Below are 18240 nucleotides of genomic sequence, written 5' to 3'. Positions count from 1 at the left end.
TGATCATGCAGCAAAGTGACATCGGGGCGATCAGCGCCTCGGTGAAGGACTGCCTGCGCTGCGGCAAGTGCAAGAGCGTGTGCGCCACGCATGTGCCGCGCGCCAATCTGCTGTATTCGCCGCGCGACAAGATTCTCGCCACCTCGCTGCTGATCGAGGCCTTCCTGTACGAAGAGCAGACCCGGCGCGGCGTGAGCATCCGGCACTGGGAAGAGTTTGAAGACGTGGCCGACCATTGCACGGTCTGCCACAAGTGCGTGACGCCCTGCCCGGTGGACATCGACTTCGGTGATGTCACCATGAATATGCGCAACCTGCTGCGCAAGATGGGCAAGAAGAGCTTCAAGCCGGGCAACGCGGCGGCGATGTTTTTCCTCAACGCCACTCAGCCGCAGACCATCAAGCTGGTGCGTACGGCGATGGTGGGGGTGGGCTTCAAGGCGCAGCGCCTGGCCACGCGCCTGCTCAAACCCGCCGCCAAGGCGCAGACCGCGGCGCCCAAGCTCACCGTGGGCAAGCCGCCGATCCGCGAGCAGGTGATTCACTTCATCAACAAACCCATGCCGGGCGGCCTGCCGAAAAAAACCGCGCGCGCGCTGCTCGACATCGAAGACAAGGACTTCGTGCCCATCATCCGCAACCCGCGCGGCACCTCGGTGGACAGCGAGGCGGTGTTCTATTTTCCCGGCTGCGGCTCAGAACGCTTGTTCAGCCAGGTCGGGCTGGCGACGCAGGCCATGCTGTGGCATGCGGGGGTGCAGACGGTGCTGCCGCCGGGCTATCTGTGCTGCGGCTATCCGCAGCGCGGCTCAGGCCAGTACGACAAGGCGGAGAAGATCATCACCGACAACCGGGTGCTGTTTCACCGCGTGGCCAATACCCTCAACTATCTCGACATCAAGACCGTGGTGGTGAGCTGCGGCACCTGCTACGACCAGCTGCAGGGCTATGAATTCGAGAAGATCTTTCCGGGCTGCCGCATCATCGACATCCACGAATTCCTGCTGGAGAAGGGCTACGGCCTGAGCGGAGGCGGCGCGGCGGGCGAGGTGAAGTATCTCTATCACGACCCTTGCCACAGCCCGATGAAAACGCAGGAGCCGATGAAAACGGTCAAGGCGCTGCTGGGCGACGGCGTGGTTAAGAGCGAGCGCTGCTGCGGCGAGAGCGGCACCTTTGGCATCTCGCGGCCCGACATCGCCACGCAGGTGCGTTTCCGCAAGGAAGAAGAGCTGCGCAAGAACGAGCTGGCGCTGCGCGCCGATGGCTTTGCCGGCGACATCAAAATCCTGACGTCCTGCCCGTCGTGCCTGCAGGGGCTCACGCGGTATGGCAACGATCTGCAGCATGGCCTGCTCGAGGCCGACTACATCGTGATCGAGATGGCGCGCCACCTCATCGGCGAAAACTGGATGGCCGACTACGTCAAGGCGGCGAACAGTGGCGGTATCGAGCGCGTGCTGGTGTGAGCATGAAGTCCGCACCCGTTCTGCTGGTGATCGACGTGCAGAACGGTTTTTGCACCGGCGGCGGCCTGCCGGTGCCGGATGGTGAAGCCGTGGTGCCGGTGATCAACCGGATGGCGACAAGGTTTGCGCAGGTGGTGCTGACGCAGGACTGGCACCCGTCGGGTCATGCGTCCTTCGCCAGTGCACATCCGGGACGGCAGCCTTTCGAGACCATCACTTTGCCCTACGGGCCGCAGGTGTTGTGGCCGGATCATTGCATTCAGGGTACACGCGACTCGGCCCTGCATCCCGATCTGCGCATTGCGCACGCGCAGGCCATCATTCGCAAAGGCTGGCGGGCGGGTATCGACAGTTATTCAGCCTTCATGGAGGCCGACCGCAGCACGCCCACCGGCCTGACGGGCTATCTGCGCGAGCTGGAGGTGCGTGAACTGGTGTTGTGCGGATTGGCCACGGATTTCTGCGTGGCCTGGAGCGCGCTGGACGCCCGGGCTGCAGGTTTCGAGGTGACCGTGGTGGAAGACGCCTGCCGCGCCATCGACCTCAACGGCTCGCTGGAGTTGGCCTGGGCGCAGATGCGCGCCGCCGGGGTGCGGCGCGCAATGTCCACCTCGTTCTGATCAGACGTTTTCGCCCGGCGTGGTGGTGGCAGTGGTGGCAGCCGTGGGGACGACCTTGTGGGTCGCCTTGGCACGCGGATGGTGGTGCACCGGCTCGTCTTCATAGCCGCGGATCATGGCCATGATGTGCGCCATCGGGGTGTGGCCCGTGGTGGTGAGATAGACGTGAATGATGAAGAAAATCAGCATCATGTATGCGCCGATGGTGTGCGCCCAGGCGACGGCCTGCAGGCTGATGCCCCATTGTTGCCAGATGGGCCAGGCGCCCCAATCGGCGAAGAACAACAGCCAGATACCGCTGATCCAGATGATGGGGTTGATCATCAACTTCACCCACAGATAGGCCAGGCGTTGCAGCGGGTTGTGTTTGCGGGCGACGCTTTGCTGATAGGGGTGTTCCTCGCCGCGAAACATGCCCCAGGCGTAATGTCGCGCGACCAGAAAGATTTTGTCGAAGGTCGGGATGTATTGCTTCCATTCGCCCGTGGTGAAGTGCCAGAAAATCGCGAATACCCACAGCACCACCAAGGTCCACGCTGCAATCGTGTGAATGCGCAGCGCGGTGAGAAAGTCCACGCCGAGGTCATACAGGCCATGGATGCGAAAGCCCGAGAGCATCAGCAGGATGATGAGCCCGGCCTGGCTCCAGTGCCAGAAGCGCTCGAACCGCTTGAACAGGATGACGTGTTTTTTGTGTGACATGACGAATTCCTCGAAGTGTCTGTGTGCGGTTGCACGGCGGGCTGCGGGTCAGTGGCTCTTGCTGCCGGGCTTGTTGCGGCGGCGCAGCCACATGAAACTTCGGATGCCGCCATGCACCATCACCCCGGCCAGACTCAGCCCGGCAATACCCAGGCCGATGGTTTCGATCCAGGTCTGGTGGTCTTTGCTGCGGCCCGGGATGTAGATACCGTCGATCTTTTCCAGCCGACCGTTGTTGGTGTGGCATTGCGCACAGTTGAGCGCCTTGTCCTTCGGCGCGACCATGTGCGTGATCGGCCAGGTGGTGGTGGTTTTGACGAATTCATACTTGCCCGACCATTCCAGCCCCGCCTCCTTCATGCCGGCGACGATGGACTTTTGCCAGTCCATGGTGTGCCAGTAGGCCGCGTCGTCGAAGCCCGCGTTGTGAATGGCGAGCAGGCGGTGCATTTCGGGGTCGTAGGGCTGGGTGCCCTTCATGGTCTTCACCGGCCATATGCGTGATTTGCCGTCGGTCGGGCTGCCGCCGTACTGGTTGATGGCGATGACGCCGTCTTTGTTGGGCACCGCGTTCTCGCCGATGTTCATCCACTTCACCGCGCCGTTGAACCAGGTGTAGTCGGGCACGACGTTTTCACCTAGCTTGAACTGGCCTTTGATGCCCAGATAGGTGGGGTGACCGTGCTCGTCCTTGATGACCAGGGGCTTGCCGTCAGGGCCGCGCTGGCCGGCCTTGGAATAGTCCCATTCCATCTTGGTGGGCACGCCGCCGCGGGCGAATTCGGGAATGTGGCAGGTCTGGCAGGCGATATTGCGGGTGTGCATGTTCAGGTCCTGCGCCAGACTGCCCTTGTGTGGGGTGTCGCCGTGGCAGGACTGGCAGCTTGCCGCGCTGCCCATATTGTGTTGACTGCCGCGCACATACTGTCCGCCCTCGTGCTTGGCGTCGAGTTTGTAGTGGCTGCCGCTCACCTCGTGGCCGCCGGTGGCATGGCAGGTCTGGCACTGGAAGTTCAGACCGTCCTTGGCCATGTGCACGTCGAGTGATTTGGGTGGATTGGTGAGCGAGCTGTCAAGGTCGCCGTGCTTGACGCCGTCTCCGCCGCCGCCGTTGAAGTGGCAGGTGCCGCAGTTGGCGCGCGAGGGCTCGCCCACATGTTGCGCGATCACGGCCAGATCGATCGGCTCGATGAACTTGCCCGAGCCAGGCGGCATCTCGATGCGGGTGGTGGGCGGGTTGCCGGACTGATAGGGCGCTTTGATGTATTTGCCGGTCTGGTCATGGCAGACCAGGCAGTCCACATCGGTGTCGGGGCGCTTGCTGAAGGCCACGAACTCGCCGCTCTTTGCGTCGCCGTAACCCACGTGGCAATTGGTGCAGAACTGCTGGTTGCTCGGCGTGGACACGCAGAAGTTGTTCATCACCTTGTTCTTGCCGACGATGCGCTTGGAGTCCTGCTCGACTTCTTCCCACTTCCAGTGGATGGTGCCTTTGATCTGCTTGGCCGCCTCGGTATGGCAGCTCAGGCAGGCGGCGGTGACTTCGGGGCCGCTTTTGAACGGCCCTTGAAGCTCCTTGAACTTGCTGTGATCGGCCGTGGCCTTCGAGCCCGTGGGCATCTTGGGTACCACGCGGTAGGGCGAGTGGATGTCGACCTCGGCAATCGCCGATTGCGGCGCGGACGGAGGGATAGACGCAGCAGGGTTGGCCAGGGCTGGCGGGGCGCTGGTCGCAACCGCGCAGAGGGCGGCCAGACGAAGCCAGAAGCCGAAGCGGGCAGCAGGCGCGAAACGGTGGATAAACGGCATGACGAACACTCCAGTCGGTGTGCGAAACGGATCGATCAGGGTGCGCATGGTCACAGATACATGAAGTTTCAAATGTGACAAGACGCAAAAACTCCGAAGCCCTATATGCCGGAATTGCAATCTTTTGATCTGGGATAAATGAATCGCCCAAGCTGAATCCGTTTTGCCCGCTGGCGCGTAATTCGAACAACAGCCGCACAGACCGCGCTGTTCTCGTTTTCTCTCTTTCAGGAGGTTTCACCATGCAACGCACACAAGCCGCAGCCCACGCAGCCCCTTCCACTTCTGCTACGCCCGAGGATTCCAGCGGGCAGGGCGCCAGCCGCCGCCAGTTCTTTCGCGTCGGCGGCCTGTTCGCCGCGGGGCTGGCCGCTTCCAGCGCGCTGGCGCCGGTGACGAGCTGGGCCGGGACGATGTCCCAGTCAACCACGGACGACATTGCCATTCTCAACGTCGCACTCGGGCTGGAATATCAGGCCATCGCCGCTTATCAGGTCGGCGCCGAATCGGGTTTGCTGGAAAAGCCAGTGCTCGCCGTGGCCGTGAAATTTCAGGGACAGCACAAGGCGCATGCCGAGGTACTGTCTTCCACCATCAGCAAGCTGGGCGGCACGCCGGTCATGGCCAAGAAGCCCGCTGAGTACGGCTTCCCCACGGCCTCGCTCAAATCGCAGGCCGACGTGCTGGAATTCGCCGCCGGGCTGGAAAAGGGCGCGGCCAGTGCCTATCTGGGCGCAGTGCCGCAGTTCCACAACAAAGATCTCGCCAAGGCCGCGGCCAGCATCATGGGCGACGAGACCATGCACTGGGCCATTCTGCTCAACGCCTTGGGTAAAGACCCGGTGCCTGCGGCGTTCATCGCCTGAACGCCTGGGGCATCCCGAACAGCGGGCGCGGCGCGATGTCGGTAACATCCGCCGCAAACCCGCCTGCTTTGTGGCGCACCTTCATGGGGTGGCGCCGCGAAAGCCGGGCTGCCCTCCACGCTGCGCTCATGCCCGACCTGCAATCCCTGCTTGCCTACACCGCCCTGGCCGACCGCGACGCGTTCAGCCAGTTGTACGCGGCCACGCAAAGCCGGGCCTGGGCGATCTGCCTGCGGCTGCTGCGCGACCGGTCGTTTGCCGAAGAGGCCATGCAGGATGCGTATGTGAAGGTCTGGCATCAGGCCGCAAGCTACCGGCCCGCGTTGGGCAGCCCGGAGGCCTGGATTTCCGCGCTGGTGCGCAACACCTGTCTCGATCGCCTGCGCGCCAACAAGCGCGAGGCGCAGTATGTCGTCTCGCTGCAGGGCGATGAGGCGGATGATCCGCCCGAAATCGCGGATTACCGCACGCCTGAAGCGCTGCTCGAAGCCGGGTTGCAGGGTCAACCGATGGAGGATTGTTTGGGACAGTTGCAACCCCGCCAGCGCGATCTGCTCGCGGCGGCCTATGTCTTGGGGCAGTCGCACGCCGAAGTCGCCCGCGAGCGCGCTCTGCCGCTGGGCACGGTGAAAACGCTGATCCGGCGCGCGGTGCTGTTTTTGCGCGACTGTCTGGGGGAGGGCGCAAGATGACGCTGCCCGCACGCTACCGCAACAGCGAGCTGCTCGACCGGCTGGCGGCCGACTGGCTCACAGGCGGGCTCAGCCCGGCCGCGCAGCGGCGCGCCCAGCGTTTGCTGGAACAGAGCCCGGAATTTGCCCAGGCGGTGCAAAGCTGGCGCACGCGGCTCGATGCTGGCTTGATGCCCGAAGCGCAGATCGGCCAGCCGTCCGACTCGGTCTGGAAGGGCATCACCGCGCGCCTCGATACCCCGCGCGCGACTCAGCATGCGGAGGCTGGCAAGTCGACGTCCTGGGGTGTCGAAGCCTGGCGGCGCTTGTCTCTGTGGCTCGGCGGCGTGGCCGTGGCGGCGGTGGCCTTTTCAGTCGTGGTGCTGGTGCAGAACCCGGAGGTCGGTCGTGGTACGGCCGTGCCGGTACAGATGGCGGCGTTGATGCACGGCGCGGGCGGGCAGGCCGCCGTTGTGACGGTGGACAATGGCAAGCTGACTCTGACGGCTGTTGGCGCCATGACGCCACCCAGCGGCAAGAGCTACCAGCTCTGGCTGCTGCCCAATCAGGGCGCCCCCATTTCTCTGGGCGTCGTGGCGGCGGGGCAGAGCCGCTACCCCATTCCCGAGTCGGCGCAGTCGCATCTGTCGCAGGCCAAGGCGTTTGCCGTCAGCGTGGAGCCGCCCGGTGGTTCGCCCACAGGCCTGCCGACCGGGCCGGTGATCATGGTGGGCGCGGCGCAGCGCGCGTGAGCGATGTCGAGCGAGACGCCCTGCGCACTCTGCAAGACCGACGGCGGGCGGCTGATCTGGCGCGGCGCGGAGTTCCGCCTGATCCGGGCAGACGACGCCTTGCTTCCGGCGTTTTACCGGGTGGTGTGGAACGCGCATGTGGCCGAGTTCAGCGACTTGAGCGCGCTGCAGCGCCTGACCTGCCTGGACGCGGTGGCGCTGGCCGAGCAGTCGCTGCGCGAAACGCTGGTGCCCGACAAAGTCAACCTCGCCAGCCTGGGCAATGTGGTGCCGCATCTGCACTGGCACGTCATCGCCCGCTGGCGCTGGGATGCTTACTGGCCGCAATCTGCCTGGTCTGCAGCGCAGCGCCCGGCCAGTGAGGCCATGCTGGCCAGCCTCAGTGCGCGCCTGCCGGAGGTAGATGCGGTTTTGCAGCGCGCGTTCGCTGAGCGTTTCGGCGAGGCATAAGCCGCGATCAGATCGGGGCGATCAGACGTACTCGCCCTTGCTCAGATCGTGCTCGCCGCGCTCGTGAATGAAATTGGCGCGGCCGACGATGAGGTTGTCCACCTCGCCGATGCGCTCGACATCCTTGCCGGTGTAAGGCAGCGAATGCAGCACGTAGCGCATGGCGTTGAGGCGCGCGCGCTTCTTGTCGTTCGACTTCACCACCGTCCAGGGTGAATCGGCCGTGTCGGTGTGGAAAAACATGGCCTCTTTGGCGCGGGTGTAGTCGTCCCACTTGTCGAGCGAGGCCATGTCGATGGGCGACAGCTTCCACTGCTTGAGCGGGTGCACCTGCCGCTCCTTGAAACGGCGGCGCTGCTCGTCCTGGCTGACTGAGAACCAGAACTTGATGAGGTGAATGCCGCTGCGCACCAGATTGCGCTCGAATTCCGGCGCCTGACGCAGAAATTCGTGGTATTCCGCGTCGGTGCAAAACCCCATCACGCGCTCGACTCCGGCGCGGTTGTACCAAGAGCGGTCGAGCAGCACGATCTCGCCGGCCGTGGGCAGATGCTGCACATAGCGCTGGAAATACCACTGACCGCGTTCGACCTCGCTGGGTTTTTCGAGCGCCACCACGCGCGCGCCCCGGGGGTTGAGGTGCTCCATCACCCGTTTGATGGTGCCGCCCTTGCCCGCAGCGTCGCGCCCCTCGAACAGAATGATCACACGCTGTCGGCTTTCCTTCACCCAAGCCTGCAGCTTGAGCAGCTCGGTTTGCAGCACGAATTTCTGGCGCTCGTAATCTCGTCGCAGCATCTTGAATTTGTAGGGATAGCCGCCCTTGCGCCAGTCTTCGGCCAGCTCGTCACTGGTGTGTTGCGGGGCAGGCTCGCTTGCCGGCAAGCCCAGCGCCGCCCGCATGGCCGCAGCATCGTCGGGAGCGTCTCCCTCCAGAATGGCTTGCACGCCTTCGTTGTGGAGGTCTGCAGTCGGCTGGCCTTTGAGGATGGTGTCGAGCGCCGCCAATTCAGCCTGCTGCGCCGCCTCTTGCGACTGATCGATCACGAACTTGCGCACGCCAGCAGAGGTGAGGTGCGGCGGGATGTCGCCTTGCGCAACCTTGTTGTGCGCGCTGTTGCGCTCGGCCTCGCGCTGCTGTGCCGACTTTGCCGGGCTGACCCGCTTGCGCGCAGGCCGTGCGGTTGTTTGACGAGGCGTTTTACGAGGGGCGGTGGGTGAGTTCATGGCATCTCCAAGTGGATACTGCCTTTATAGACCCTGGGTGCGGCCGCCCACAATGACATCGGACAAACGGCAGCGCTTCTGATCTGTGTTCAGCTTGACCTGACCCCCGACCACTCCTCGCCAAGATCGTGCGCGATGTCGAACTGGTCGAGCACTCGCGCCAGGCTGGCGTCGACCATGGCTTCGATGCTGGCGGGCCGCAGATAGAACGCGGGCAGGGGCGGGAAAATGACGCCACCCATTTCTGTGACGGCGGTCATATTGCGCAGATGGGCGAGGTTGAGCGGCGCCTCGCGAGGCAGCAGCACCAGTTTGCGACGTTCTTTCAGGCACACGTCTGCCGCGCGGGTGATGAGGTTGTCGCAAAAGCCGTGGGCAATGGCCGCCAGAGAGCGCATGGAGCAGGGCGCCACCACCATGCCCAAGGTGGAAAACGAGCCGCTGGCAATGGCCGCGCCGATGTCGCCGACGGGATGCACCACATCGGCCAGCGCCTCGACTGCTTTGCGGTCGAGCTCCATTTCCACCTTGAGGTTGAGCACGCCGGCGGCGGAAATCAGCAGATGCGTCTCAACGCCGCCGAGCCGCTGCAGATGTTGCAGCAATCGCACGCCATAGACGATGCCCGTCGCCCCGGTCAGCGCCACGATGAGTCTAGGCCGGGTCATGGGAGTGGCGGGCTGTAGGCGGGCGTCAAGCGAATGCGAGTCAAACGAATGCGCGCTTATTTCAGGCTGCCCAGCAGGGTTTGCAGCTCGCCGCTTTGCGCCATCTCGGCCATGATGTCCGAGCCGCCGACGAATTCGCCCTTGACGTAAAGCTGCGGGATGGTGGGCCAGTTGGCATATTCCTTGATGCCCTGGCGAATGCCTTCGTCCTGCAGCACGTCCACTGCCTTGATCTGGCCGACGCCGCACGACTTCAGCAACTGCACCGCGCGCCCCGAAAAACCGCACATGGGGAATTGTGGCGAGCCTTTCATGAACAGCACCACGTCGTTGTTCTTGACGATTTGATCGATCTGCTCTTGCACACTGGACATGGTTGCATTTCCTGGTTGATGTCGATCAATCAATTTTAGAGGGCGGCTGGTTTTGTTGCGAACGGGGGCCTATTTCGCGACTCGCCGCAACCTGCCGCGACTATCCCGCCGCTCACCCGTTCGATACCGGCCAGATCGCGTGCGCTGAACACCTTGCGATATTCGTGAGCTTCCAGCAAATCGCGCACGGCAGCAGCCTGATCGTAGCCGTGCTCCAGCAGCAGAGAGCCGTCGTCCCGCAAAAACCGGTCGGCCTGCGCAATGATCTGGCGCAGATCGCCCAGTCCGTCCGGGTTGGGATGCTGGCCGGTCAGCGCGAGGGCGGGTTCATGGCGCAAGGCGGGCAGGTGCGGGTCGTGCGCAGCGATGTAAGGCGGGTTGGAAACGATGCAGTCGAAGTGCGCCGTCGCCGCCAGGGGCGGCAGGGCATCCCACCAGTTGGACTGGAGAAAGCGCACCTCGCCGCCTGCGCGCCGTGCATCAAGCAGCCGCCGCGCATTGCCTTGCGCCACGGCGAGCGCGGCAGCGCTGGCGTCCAAGGCCCAGACCTGCACATGCGGGCGCGCATGGGCGATGGCGATGGCAATCGCTCCGCTGCCGGTGCCCATGTCGAGCACCGTGCGCGCGTGGGTGGCGGGCAGGGCGTCGAGATGGCGCAGGGCGAGTTCCACCAGCAGCTCGGTGTCCGGGCGGGGAATGAGTACATCGGGGGTCACTTCGAAGCTCAGGCCGAAAAACTCGCGCACTTCCAGCACATAGGCCAGCGGCTCGCCGTCGAGCAGACGCGTCGCCAGGGCGTGCAGCCAGGCCAGTTCGGCCGTGTCAAGCAAGCGTTCGGGATGGGCGGCTTGCTGGGCGCGATTCCAGCCAAGCACGGTCTCGATGAGGGCCTGTGCGTCCAACCGGGGCAGGCCGCAGGTTCGCACCCAAGCGGCCAGATCGCGCGGCGCTGTCATCTCAGTTTGCTCCCAAGGCGGCCAGTTGCGCGGCCTGATCTTCGGTGCGCAGGGCGGTGAGCAGTTCGTCGATGTCGCCGTCCACAATAGCGTCGATTTTGTAGAGGGTGAGGTTGATGCGGTGCTCGCTGACCCGGCCCTGCGGAAAGTTATAGGTGCGGATGCGGTCGGAGCGGTCGCCGCTGCCCACCAGACTTTTGCGTGTGGCGGCTTCTTCCGCCTGCCGGGCCTGTCGTTCTCGCTCGGCCAGACGCGCGGCCAGTACGGACAGCGCGCGCGCCCTGTTGCGATGCTGCGAGCGCTCGTCCTGGCACTCCACGACCAGCCCGGTGGGCAGGTGGGTGATGCGTATGGCCGAGTCGGTCTTGTTGATGTGCTGCCCACCCGCACCCGAGGCGCGAAAGGTGTCGATGCGCAAGTCGGAAGGGTTGATCTGGATCGCCTGAGCCTCATCCATTTCGGGCATCACGGCCACGGTGGCCGCACTGGTATGTATGCGACCCTGCGTCTCGGTCTTGGGCACGCGCTGCACGCGGTGGCCGCCCGATTCATATTTCAGCAGGCCGTAGGCGCCTTCACCCGCGACGCGCAGAATCACTTCCTTGTATCCGCCGAGATCGCTCGGGCTCTCGCTGATCACTTCGGTCGCCCAGCGCTTGCGCTCGGCATAGCGCGCATACATGCGCAGTAAGTCGGCGGCGAACAGCGCGGACTCTTCCCCCCCCGTTCCGGCCCGGATTTCCACGAACACGTTGCGGCTATCGTCCGGGTCGCGCGGCAACAGGGCGACCTGAAGCTGGGCTTCAAGCGCGTCGAGGGCGGCGCGTGCGTCCTGCATTTCCTGCTGCGCCAGCTCCTTCATGTCGGGGTCGCTCAGCAACGATTCCGCCTGCGACAGGTCTTCTGTTTTTGCCTTGTATTGCACATACAGCCCGACCACGGGTTGCAGTTCGGCCAGTTCCCGCGTCATGCTGCGGTAGCGCTGCAGATCAGCCGTGCAATCGGGTGCGGCAAGCAAGGCGTCAAGCTCGTCGGCCCGGCGTTGCATCTGCTCCAGTTTGTCCAGCAGAGAAGGTTTCATGGGGGATGTGGAACACACAAAGCCGCGCCTGGGTGGGCGGGGGGGTAAACCGAAGATGCTAAAAAGAAGCGCCCAAATTGGAGAGCGTGGAGAACGCGCTAGACCTGCGAGTCAGAGGAGGGATCGGAATCGCCTCGGTGCGGGCACAGAAACACCCGCTCGACCGCCTGCGCCACGACCTGGCGATGAGACGGATCGCCCTGGTGCAGCGCGGTAAATGCGCCGTGCAGGAATTTGTGCGACAGGCCCCGCGCAAGTGCGTCCAGCACGGCCTCGGGCGATTCGCCCCGAGCCAGCAGACGTCGGGCGCGTTCGACCTCATGCGTTTGCCACTGTTCGCTTTGCGACTGCAGCCGTTGAATGAGGGGCACCTGCGAACGCAGATCAAGCCATTCGAGAAAACCATGCACCCGGTTTTCGATGATGGCCTCGGCCTGTTCGATCGCGGCCTGGCGCTTCTCCGTATTGCTGCGAACCAGCGCAGACAGATCGTCGACCGAATACAGGTAGACATCGCGCAGCTGCGCGACCTCGGGCTCAATGTCGCGCGGCACGGCCAGATCGACCATGACCATGGGTTTGTGCCGCCGCTGTTTGATGCTGCGTTCTGCCGCGCCCAGACCGATGATCGGCAGGCTGCTGGCGGTGCTGGTGACGACCACATCAAATTCGGCCAGCCGCTGCGGCACATCGGTCAGACGAATGGCTTCTGCCCCGAACCGCTGTGCCAGATGGGCGCCGCGCTCTACGGTGCGGTTGGCGATCACCATGCTCTTGGGCTGGTGCGCGGAAAAATGCGTGGCCACGAGTTCGATCATGTCACCCGCGCCGATGAACAGCACGCGACACTCCTGAAGACTCTCGAACACAGTCTGCGCCAGATGCACGCTGGCTGCGGCCATGCTGACCGAGTGAGCGCCGATTTCCGTATTGGTGCGCACCTCTTTGGCCACAGAAAAAGTCCGCTGAAACATCTGGTTCAGCGTGCTGCCCAGAGCACCCGAATCCGAAGCGACCCGCACCGCCTCCTTCATCTGCCCCAGAATCTGCGGCTCGCCGAGCACCATGGAGTCCAGGCCGCTGGCCACACGGAACGCGTGTCGAACCGTGCCGTCTTGTACCAGGCGATAACTATGGTCGGCCAGGTCATCAAGCTGCACTTGCCGCTCGGTGGACAGCCAGTGCAACAGGGCATCACGCGGGTCGGTTTCGGCCGCGCAGTAGATTTCGGTACGGTTGCAGGTCGATAGAATGGCCGCTTCGATGGGGCCGTTTCGACGCCCGTTCAGCATGTTCACCTTCAGCCGTTGAAGCGCGTCTACCAAGGTATCGGCAGAAAATGCCAGCCGCTCGCGTACCCCGACGGGCGCGGTTTGGTGGTTGAGTCCGATGGCAGCGAGCAACATAATCAGATCGTGATTTTAAGAACTGTCGCGACTTTGAGCGGCTGATCTTGATCAAACCAAGAATGCGCTTGAGGCCTTCAAAGTTGACATTGTCCACCATTAAACGACCCGGTGCATCGGTGCAAACAGCAGGTTTCGCGCATTGCTGACGTTCCTGACGCACGATTTTTTCGAGAATTTTCATGCTGCCCATTTTTTTGTCTTGGCTGGTCCAGACGAGCCTCATGCCCTTGTTTGTGGGCGCCTTGACCGGGGGATTGGCGCGCCTGGCTTGGGGGCGCGGCTGCGCTGCCAGTTGGGGACGTCGAGCGAGTTGGGCGGCGATGGGCGCGCTGCTGCTGCACCTCGTGATGGTGGGGGGCGGGTTGCTTCGCGAAGGATCGATCTGGGATTACGTTGCCGTGATGCTCGCGGCTTCTGTGATCAGCGCTGTCGCTTGCCGGGGTGGCCGCGTCACCCAACGTTCTTGAGCATCAAAGGTGGAAGGTCGCGAAAAAGGAGTTGACAACGGCTGTACTCCCTTGCACAATTCAATGCTTCGCCGTTTTGCTGCTCTTTTAAGGGTGCGCAGATCGGTGTGAAGCCAGCCGATGTTCGTGATGCTGCAAGTTGGCGCACGGTAGCTGCTAAAGAAAACTGAGCAACACAGATCAATTCCCGCACCAGGGAGCCAAGACTGGCGCATTTTTTGTGCGACTAAGTTGGGTGAAGGAAATTACATGATTCAGACGCAATCCAGACTGGATGTCGCCGATAACACGGGCGCCAAATCCGTCATGTGCATCAAGGTGCTGGGCGGCTCCAAGCGCCGCTACGCCGGCGTGGGCGACATCATCAAGGTCAGCATCAAAGAAGCTGCCCCGCGCGGCCGCGTGAAAAAGGGTGAGGTTTACAGTGCCGTCGTGGTGCGTACCGCCAAGGGTGTCCGCCGTGCGGACGGCTCCTTGATCAAGTTCGACGGCAATGCGGCCGTTCTGCTTAATGCCAAACTCGAGCCCATCGGTACGCGCATTTTCGGCCCGGTAACGCGTGAATTGCGTACTGAGCGCTTCATGAAGATCGTGTCTCTGGCGCCTGAGGTGCTCTGAGCCCTGCTCTGAGCTGTCGAAAAAGGATTTGTGATGAACAAGATTCGCAAAGATGACGAAGTGATTGTCATTGCTGGCAGCGACAAGGGTCGCCGCGGCAAAGTGGCGACGCGCGTGGATGCCGACCACATCGTGGTTGAAGGTGTGCATACGGTCAAGAAGAATGTGCGCCCCAACCCGATGAAGGGCGAGGCTGGCGGTGTGGTGTCCCGCGACCTGGCGATTCATCAAAGCAATGTGGCTATTTATAACCCCGCGACCGGCAAGGCGGATCGCGTCGGCTTCAAGACTCTGGATGATGGCGCCAAAGTGCGCGTCTTCAAATCCAGTGGCGAGCAGATCAAGGGCTGACCGGAGGATTTATGTCGCGCCTGCAGACGATTTACAAAGACAAAGTCGTGCCCGAATTGATGGCCAAGTTTGGCTACAAGTCGGTCATGGAAGTGCCCCGCCTGACCAAGGTAACGCTCAATATGGGTGTGTCCGAGGCGGTGGCTGATAAAAAAGTGATGGAGCACGCGGTGGGTGATCTCACCAAGATCGCGGGCCAAAAGCCGGTTGTGACCAAATCGCGCAAGGCGATTGCCGGTTTCAAAATCCGTGAAGACCTGCCGATCGGTTGTATGGTGACTTTGCGTGGTGGTCGCATGTACGACTTCCTCGATCGTTTTGTGACCATCGCCCTGCCGCGCGTGCGCGATTTCCGTGGTATTTCCGCGCGTGCATTCGACGGCCGTGGCAACTACAACATCGGCGTCAAAGAGCAGATCATCTTCCCGGAAATCGAATACGACAAGATCGATGCGCTGCGTGGTTTGAATATCAGCGTGACCACGACGGCGAGAACCGACGAAGAGTGCAAGGCCTTGCTTGCTGCGTTCCGCTTCCCTTTCAAGAACTGAAGAATCATCATGGCGAAACTGTCCCTGATCAACCGCGAAAAGAAGCGCGAAGACTTGGTTGCAAAATTTGCATCGAAGCGCGCTGAACTGCAGGCTATCGTTGATGATGCCTCCAAGTCTTTTGAAGAGCGCTATGAAGCGCGTTTGAAGATTCAGCAGATGCCGCGCAATGCCAGCCCGACCCGGCTGCGCAATCGTTGCGCGATCACCGGTCGCCCGCGCGGCACGTTCCGCCGCTTCGGGTTGTCGCGCAGCAAGATTCGCGAGCTGGCGTTCCGCGGGGAAATCCCCGGCGTGACCAAGTCCAGCTGGTAATCGGTCACACAGACGAGTTGAGTTGGGTTGTCACGTATCGATTGTTGCGTTGCTTACCGACTAGACGCCAAAAGTTTTTAGGAGAGTATTGATGAGCATGAGTGATCCCATCGCCGACATGCTGACGCGTATTCGTAACGCGCAGATGGTCGAGAAGGCGAAGGTAACGATGCCAGCTTCCAAGATCAAAGCTGCAATCGCTCAGGTCCTGCACGAAGAGGGCTATATCGACGGCTTCAATATCCGTCGTGAAAGTGATGCCAAGGCGAATCTTGAGATTTCGTTGAAGTACTACGCGGGCAAGCCGGTGATTGAGCGCCTCGAGCGCGTCAGTCGCCCGGGCCTGCGGGTCTATCGCGGCAAAGAATCCATTCCTCAGGTGATGAATGGCCTGGGCGTTGCCATCGTTTCGACTCCCCGTGGGCTGATGACCGACCGCAAGGCGCGTCAAGTCGGTGTGGGTGGTGAAGTTCTCTGCTACGTCGCTTAAGGAGAGAACAGACATGTCACGTATTGCCAAATATCCGGTTTCAGTGCCGGCAGGTGTTGAGGTTAGCCTCAGTGCCGAGACCATCGCCATCAAAGGCGGGCTCGGCAAGCTGGAGCGCGCCCAATACGCCGGCGTGCGGATCGCTCAAGAGAATGGGGAGCTGACTTTCGCCCCCGCCGACGAGTCTCGCGAGTCGCATGCCATGTCGGGAACCATGCGTGCCCTGGTTGCGGGCATGGTTCACGGTGTGTCCAAGGGTTTTGAGCGCAAGCTCACCCTGGTGGGCGTGGGCTTCAAGGCTCAGGCTCAAGGCGCCAAGTTGAATCTCTCGCTGGGTTTTTCCCATCCCATCGTCAAGGACATGCCTGAGGGCATCAAGGTCGAAACGCCGACGCCCACCGAGATCGTCATCAAAGGTGTGGACAAGCAACTCGTTGGCCAGATCGCTGCCGAAGTTCGCGCCTACCGTCCGCCTGAGCCCTACAAGGGCAAGGGTGTGCGTTATGCCGACGAAGTGGTGGTGATCAAGGAAACCAAGAAGAAGTAAGGGCCAGGATCATGATCAGCAAAAATATTTCCCGCCTGCGCCGTGCCCAGGCAACTCGCCGCCGTATCGCGCGATTGCGCGTGGTTCGTCTGTCGGTGCATCGCACCAATCAGCATATCTACGCCAGCATCATTTCCGCCGAGGGCGACCGCGTGCTCGCCTCCGCATCAACCGTGGAAGCGGAAGTGCGTGGGGAACTGAGCGGACATGGCGGCAATCTGGCGGCTGCGGTTGCCGTAGGCACCCGTATTGCCGAGAAGGCCAAGGCGGCCGGCATCGACACCGTCGCTTTCGACCGTTCGGGTTTTCGCTTTCATGGGCGCGTCAAGGCGCTCGCTGAGGCTGCGCGTGAAGCCGGCCTGAAGTTCTGAGAACGAGCACATCATGGCTAAAGTTCAAAACAAGTTTGCCAACGAAGCGCGCGACGACGGTCTGCGTGAGAAGATGATTGCGGTCAACCGCGTCACCAAAGTCGTCAAGGGTGGTCGTATTCTCGGTTTCGCCGCCTTGACCGTGGTGGGCGACGGCGATGGCCGTATCGGCATGGGTAAAGGCAAGGCGCGTGAGGTTCCAGTGGCTGTACAAAAGGCTATGGAGCAAGCGCGTCGCAATATGGTGAAAGTGCCCCTGAAGGGCGGCACGCTGCACCACAAGGTGATGGGTCAGCATGGCGCTTCCAACGTGATGATGCTGCCTGCAGTGCAGGGTACGGGCATCATCGCGGGCGGCCCGATGCGCGCCATGTTCGAGGTGCTGGGTGTGACCGATATTGTGGCCAAGAGCCACGGTTCGTCCAACCCCTACAACATGGTCCGCGCAACGCTCGACGCTTTGACCAATATGAACTCCGCTCAGGAGATCGCCATGAAGCGTGGCAAGACCGTTGAAGAAATTCTGGGTTGAACATCATGAGTGACAAGAAAACCATCAAGGTCAAGCTGGTTCGCAGCGTGATCGGTACGCGCGATTCGCATCGTGCGACGGTGCGTGGCCTCGGTCTGCGCAAGCTGGGCAGCGTGCGTGAGCTGGAAGACACGGCGGCCGTGCGCGGCATGGTCCGCAAGGTCAGTTATCTGGTTGAAATCTGCGAATAAAGCCGAGTCGGGTCGGACGCGAGTCAGCGGCTGATCCAGTATCGGTTTACGAGCAACAGCAGAATTTGTGAAATTCGCGATTAGTGAGATTCAATATGCAACTCAACACCATCAAACCCGCCGCTGGCGCCAAGCACGCCAAGCGCCGCGTTGGCCGCGGAATTGGATCGGGTCTTGGTAAGACCGCAGGTCGCGGTCACAAGGGCCAAAAATCGCGTTCCGGCGGTTTCCACAAGGTGGGCTTCGAAGGCGGTCAAATGCCCTTGCAGCGTCGCCTGCCCAAGCGTGGTTTCAAGTCGCCGATCGCGCGCTATAGCGCGCAGGTCACACTGGCTGATCTGAACCGCATGCAGGAAGACGAAATCGACATGCTCACGCTCAAGGCTCACGGTCTGGTGCCTGACCTGTCGCGTACCGTCAAGGTCATCGCTTCGGGCCAGATCGCTCGCGCCGTCAAACTGCAGGGCATTCTGGCTACCAAGGGCGCACGCAGCGCCATCGAAGCGGCCGGCGGAAGTATCGCTGAAGTCGCAGCAGCCTGAACGGACGTCTGGACATGGCCAGCACAGGCGTGACTCAGCAGGGTAAGTATGGCGACCTTGGTCGTCGTCTGCTGTTCCTGCTCGGTGCACTGGTGGTGTACCGCATCGGTGCACACATCCCTGTGCCCGGAATCGATCCGACGCATCTGCAGCAACTTTTCCAGAACAATTCGAGCGGCATTCTGGGCCTGTTCAATATGTTCTCGGGTGG

25 protein-coding genes and 1 pseudogene are annotated in these 18240 nt (G+C 62.2%); 18 read left to right on the top strand and 8 right to left on the bottom strand.

Features of this window, described 5'->3' with window-relative positions:
* On the top strand, positions 1-1469 hold a 1469-nt coding region (locus AC2VLV_RS07570), incomplete at its 5' end, for a (Fe-S)-binding protein (RefSeq protein ID WP_486989395.1).
* Positions 1470-1471: 2 nt separating this feature from the next.
* The gene (gene pncA / locus AC2VLV_RS07565) at positions 1472-2089 is read left to right on the top strand and encodes a bifunctional nicotinamidase/pyrazinamidase (RefSeq protein ID WP_486989394.1); all 618 of its coding nucleotides are present in this window, start codon (positions 1472-1474) and stop codon (positions 2087-2089) included.
* Here pncA and AC2VLV_RS07560 read toward each other — a convergent pair whose 3' ends face one another.
* Together AC2VLV_RS07560 and AC2VLV_RS07555 are read right to left on the bottom strand one after the other, a co-directional pair.
* The gene (locus tag AC2VLV_RS07560) at positions 2090-2791 is read right to left on the bottom strand and encodes a cytochrome b/b6 domain-containing protein (RefSeq protein WP_486989393.1); all 702 of its coding nucleotides are present in this window, start codon (positions 2789-2791) and stop codon (positions 2090-2092) included.
* A 48-nt stretch (positions 2792-2839) separates the two neighbouring features.
* On the bottom strand, positions 2840-4648 hold the full coding sequence (locus AC2VLV_RS07555) for a tetrathionate reductase family octaheme c-type cytochrome (RefSeq protein WP_486989392.1): 1809 nt from the start codon (positions 4646-4648) through the stop codon (positions 2840-2842).
* A gap of 194 nt (positions 4649-4842) precedes the next feature.
* On the opposite strand from AC2VLV_RS07555, the gene AC2VLV_RS07550 reads away from it, so the two are divergent.
* The 4 genes from AC2VLV_RS07550 to AC2VLV_RS07535 all read left to right on the top strand — a co-directional run bounded on the left by AC2VLV_RS07550 (position 4843) and on the right by AC2VLV_RS07535 (position 7339).
* On the top strand, positions 4843-5466 hold the full coding sequence (locus tag AC2VLV_RS07550) for a ferritin-like domain-containing protein (protein ID WP_486989391.1): 624 nt from the start codon (positions 4843-4845) through the stop codon (positions 5464-5466).
* Positions 5467-5594: 128 nt separating this feature from the next.
* Positions 5595-6158, top strand: a complete 564-nt coding sequence (locus AC2VLV_RS07545) for a sigma-70 family RNA polymerase sigma factor (protein ID WP_486989390.1) — start codon at positions 5595-5597, stop codon at positions 6156-6158.
* Entirely contained in the window at positions 6155-6889 is a 735-nt protein-coding gene (locus AC2VLV_RS07540) for an anti-sigma factor (protein ID WP_486989389.1), read from the top strand. Before AC2VLV_RS07545 ends, AC2VLV_RS07540 begins: the two co-directional genes overlap by 4 nt.
* Positions 6890-6892: 3 nt before the next feature.
* Complete coding sequence (locus AC2VLV_RS07535) at positions 6893-7339, top strand: HIT family protein (protein WP_486989388.1); 447 nt, start codon at positions 6893-6895, stop codon at positions 7337-7339.
* A 21-nt stretch (positions 7340-7360) separates the two neighbouring features.
* Here the strand turns inward: AC2VLV_RS07535 and ppk2 are convergent, their stop codons facing one another.
* The 6 genes from ppk2 to hemA form a co-directional block, all read right to left on the bottom strand.
* Positions 7361-8566: a polyphosphate kinase 2 gene (gene ppk2, locus AC2VLV_RS07530; RefSeq protein ID WP_486989387.1), complete on the bottom strand. Its 1206-nt coding sequence runs from the start codon at positions 8564-8566 to the stop codon at positions 7361-7363.
* A gap of 89 nt (positions 8567-8655) precedes the next feature.
* Positions 8656-9234, bottom strand: a complete 579-nt coding sequence (locus AC2VLV_RS07525) for a UbiX family flavin prenyltransferase (RefSeq protein WP_486989386.1) — start codon at positions 9232-9234, stop codon at positions 8656-8658.
* A gap of 56 nt (positions 9235-9290) precedes the next feature.
* On the bottom strand, positions 9291-9608 hold the full coding sequence (gene grxD, locus AC2VLV_RS07520; RefSeq protein WP_486989385.1) for a Grx4 family monothiol glutaredoxin: 318 nt from the start codon (positions 9606-9608) through the stop codon (positions 9291-9293).
* Positions 9609-9643: 35 nt separating this feature from the next.
* Positions 9644-10564, bottom strand: coding sequence for a peptide chain release factor N(5)-glutamine methyltransferase (gene prmC / locus AC2VLV_RS07515; protein WP_486989384.1), 921 nt, complete (start codon positions 10562-10564; stop codon positions 9644-9646).
* A 1-nt stretch (position 10565) separates the two neighbouring features.
* Positions 10566-11645 carry a peptide chain release factor 1 gene (gene prfA, locus AC2VLV_RS07510; protein WP_486989383.1) on the bottom strand — a complete coding sequence of 360 codons (1080 nt, stop codon included), beginning with the start codon at positions 11643-11645 and terminating at the stop codon, positions 10566-10568.
* 98 nt (positions 11646-11743) lie between these two features.
* On the bottom strand, positions 11744-13051 hold the full coding sequence (hemA, locus tag AC2VLV_RS07505) for a glutamyl-tRNA reductase (protein WP_486989382.1): 1308 nt from the start codon (positions 13049-13051) through the stop codon (positions 11744-11746).
* 182 nt (positions 13052-13233) lie between these two features.
* On the opposite strand from hemA, the gene AC2VLV_RS07500 reads away from it, so the two are divergent.
* From AC2VLV_RS07500 to secY, 12 genes and pseudogenes are all read left to right on the top strand, one after another.
* Positions 13234-13521 carry a hypothetical protein gene (locus tag AC2VLV_RS07500; RefSeq protein WP_486989381.1) on the top strand — a complete coding sequence of 96 codons (288 nt, stop codon included), beginning with the start codon at positions 13234-13236 and terminating at the stop codon, positions 13519-13521.
* A gap of 249 nt (positions 13522-13770) precedes the next feature.
* A complete protein-coding gene (rplN, locus tag AC2VLV_RS07495; protein WP_013106906.1) occupies positions 13771-14139 on the top strand; it encodes a 50S ribosomal protein L14 in 369 nt (122 codons plus the stop codon).
* Positions 14140-14172: 33 nt separating this feature from the next.
* A complete protein-coding gene (gene rplX / locus AC2VLV_RS07490; protein ID WP_486989380.1) occupies positions 14173-14490 on the top strand; it encodes a 50S ribosomal protein L24 in 318 nt (105 codons plus the stop codon).
* A gap of 11 nt (positions 14491-14501) precedes the next feature.
* Positions 14502-15041 (top strand): 50S ribosomal protein L5, encoded by a 540-nt coding sequence (gene rplE, locus AC2VLV_RS07485; protein WP_486989379.1) that lies wholly within the window; start codon positions 14502-14504, stop codon positions 15039-15041.
* Positions 15042-15050: 9 nt separating this feature from the next.
* A complete protein-coding gene (gene rpsN, locus AC2VLV_RS07480) occupies positions 15051-15356 on the top strand; it encodes a 30S ribosomal protein S14 (protein ID WP_486989378.1) in 306 nt (101 codons plus the stop codon).
* Positions 15357-15447: 91 nt separating this feature from the next.
* Positions 15448-15846, top strand: a complete 399-nt coding sequence (gene rpsH, locus AC2VLV_RS07475) for a 30S ribosomal protein S8 (protein ID WP_486989377.1) — start codon at positions 15448-15450, stop codon at positions 15844-15846.
* Between the two features lie 13 nt (positions 15847-15859).
* On the top strand, positions 15860-16393 hold the full coding sequence (gene rplF, locus AC2VLV_RS07470) for a 50S ribosomal protein L6 (RefSeq protein ID WP_486989376.1): 534 nt from the start codon (positions 15860-15862) through the stop codon (positions 16391-16393).
* A 14-nt stretch (positions 16394-16407) separates the two neighbouring features.
* The gene (gene rplR / locus AC2VLV_RS07465) at positions 16408-16764 is read left to right on the top strand and encodes a 50S ribosomal protein L18 (RefSeq protein ID WP_486989396.1); all 357 of its coding nucleotides are present in this window, start codon (positions 16408-16410) and stop codon (positions 16762-16764) included.
* Between the two features lie 13 nt (positions 16765-16777).
* On the top strand, positions 16778-17296 hold the full coding sequence (rpsE, locus tag AC2VLV_RS07460; protein ID WP_013106899.1) for a 30S ribosomal protein S5: 519 nt from the start codon (positions 16778-16780) through the stop codon (positions 17294-17296).
* Between the two features lie 5 nt (positions 17297-17301).
* Positions 17302-17487 carry a 50S ribosomal protein L30 gene (gene rpmD, locus AC2VLV_RS07455; protein ID WP_013124108.1) on the top strand — a complete coding sequence of 62 codons (186 nt, stop codon included), beginning with the start codon at positions 17302-17304 and terminating at the stop codon, positions 17485-17487.
* Between the two features lie 95 nt (positions 17488-17582).
* The gene (gene rplO / locus AC2VLV_RS07450) at positions 17583-18029 is read left to right on the top strand and encodes a 50S ribosomal protein L15 (RefSeq protein WP_013106897.1); all 447 of its coding nucleotides are present in this window, start codon (positions 17583-17585) and stop codon (positions 18027-18029) included.
* 14 nt (positions 18030-18043) lie between these two features.
* A pseudogene (gene secY, locus AC2VLV_RS07445) lies at positions 18044-18240 on the top strand (preprotein translocase subunit SecY); the annotation flags it as partial.

Source organism: Thiomonas sp. TH-17 (assembly GCF_057473305.1).
Note: the sequence above shows the minus strand (reverse complement) of the source record. Positions and strands in the feature narration are given on the sequence as shown.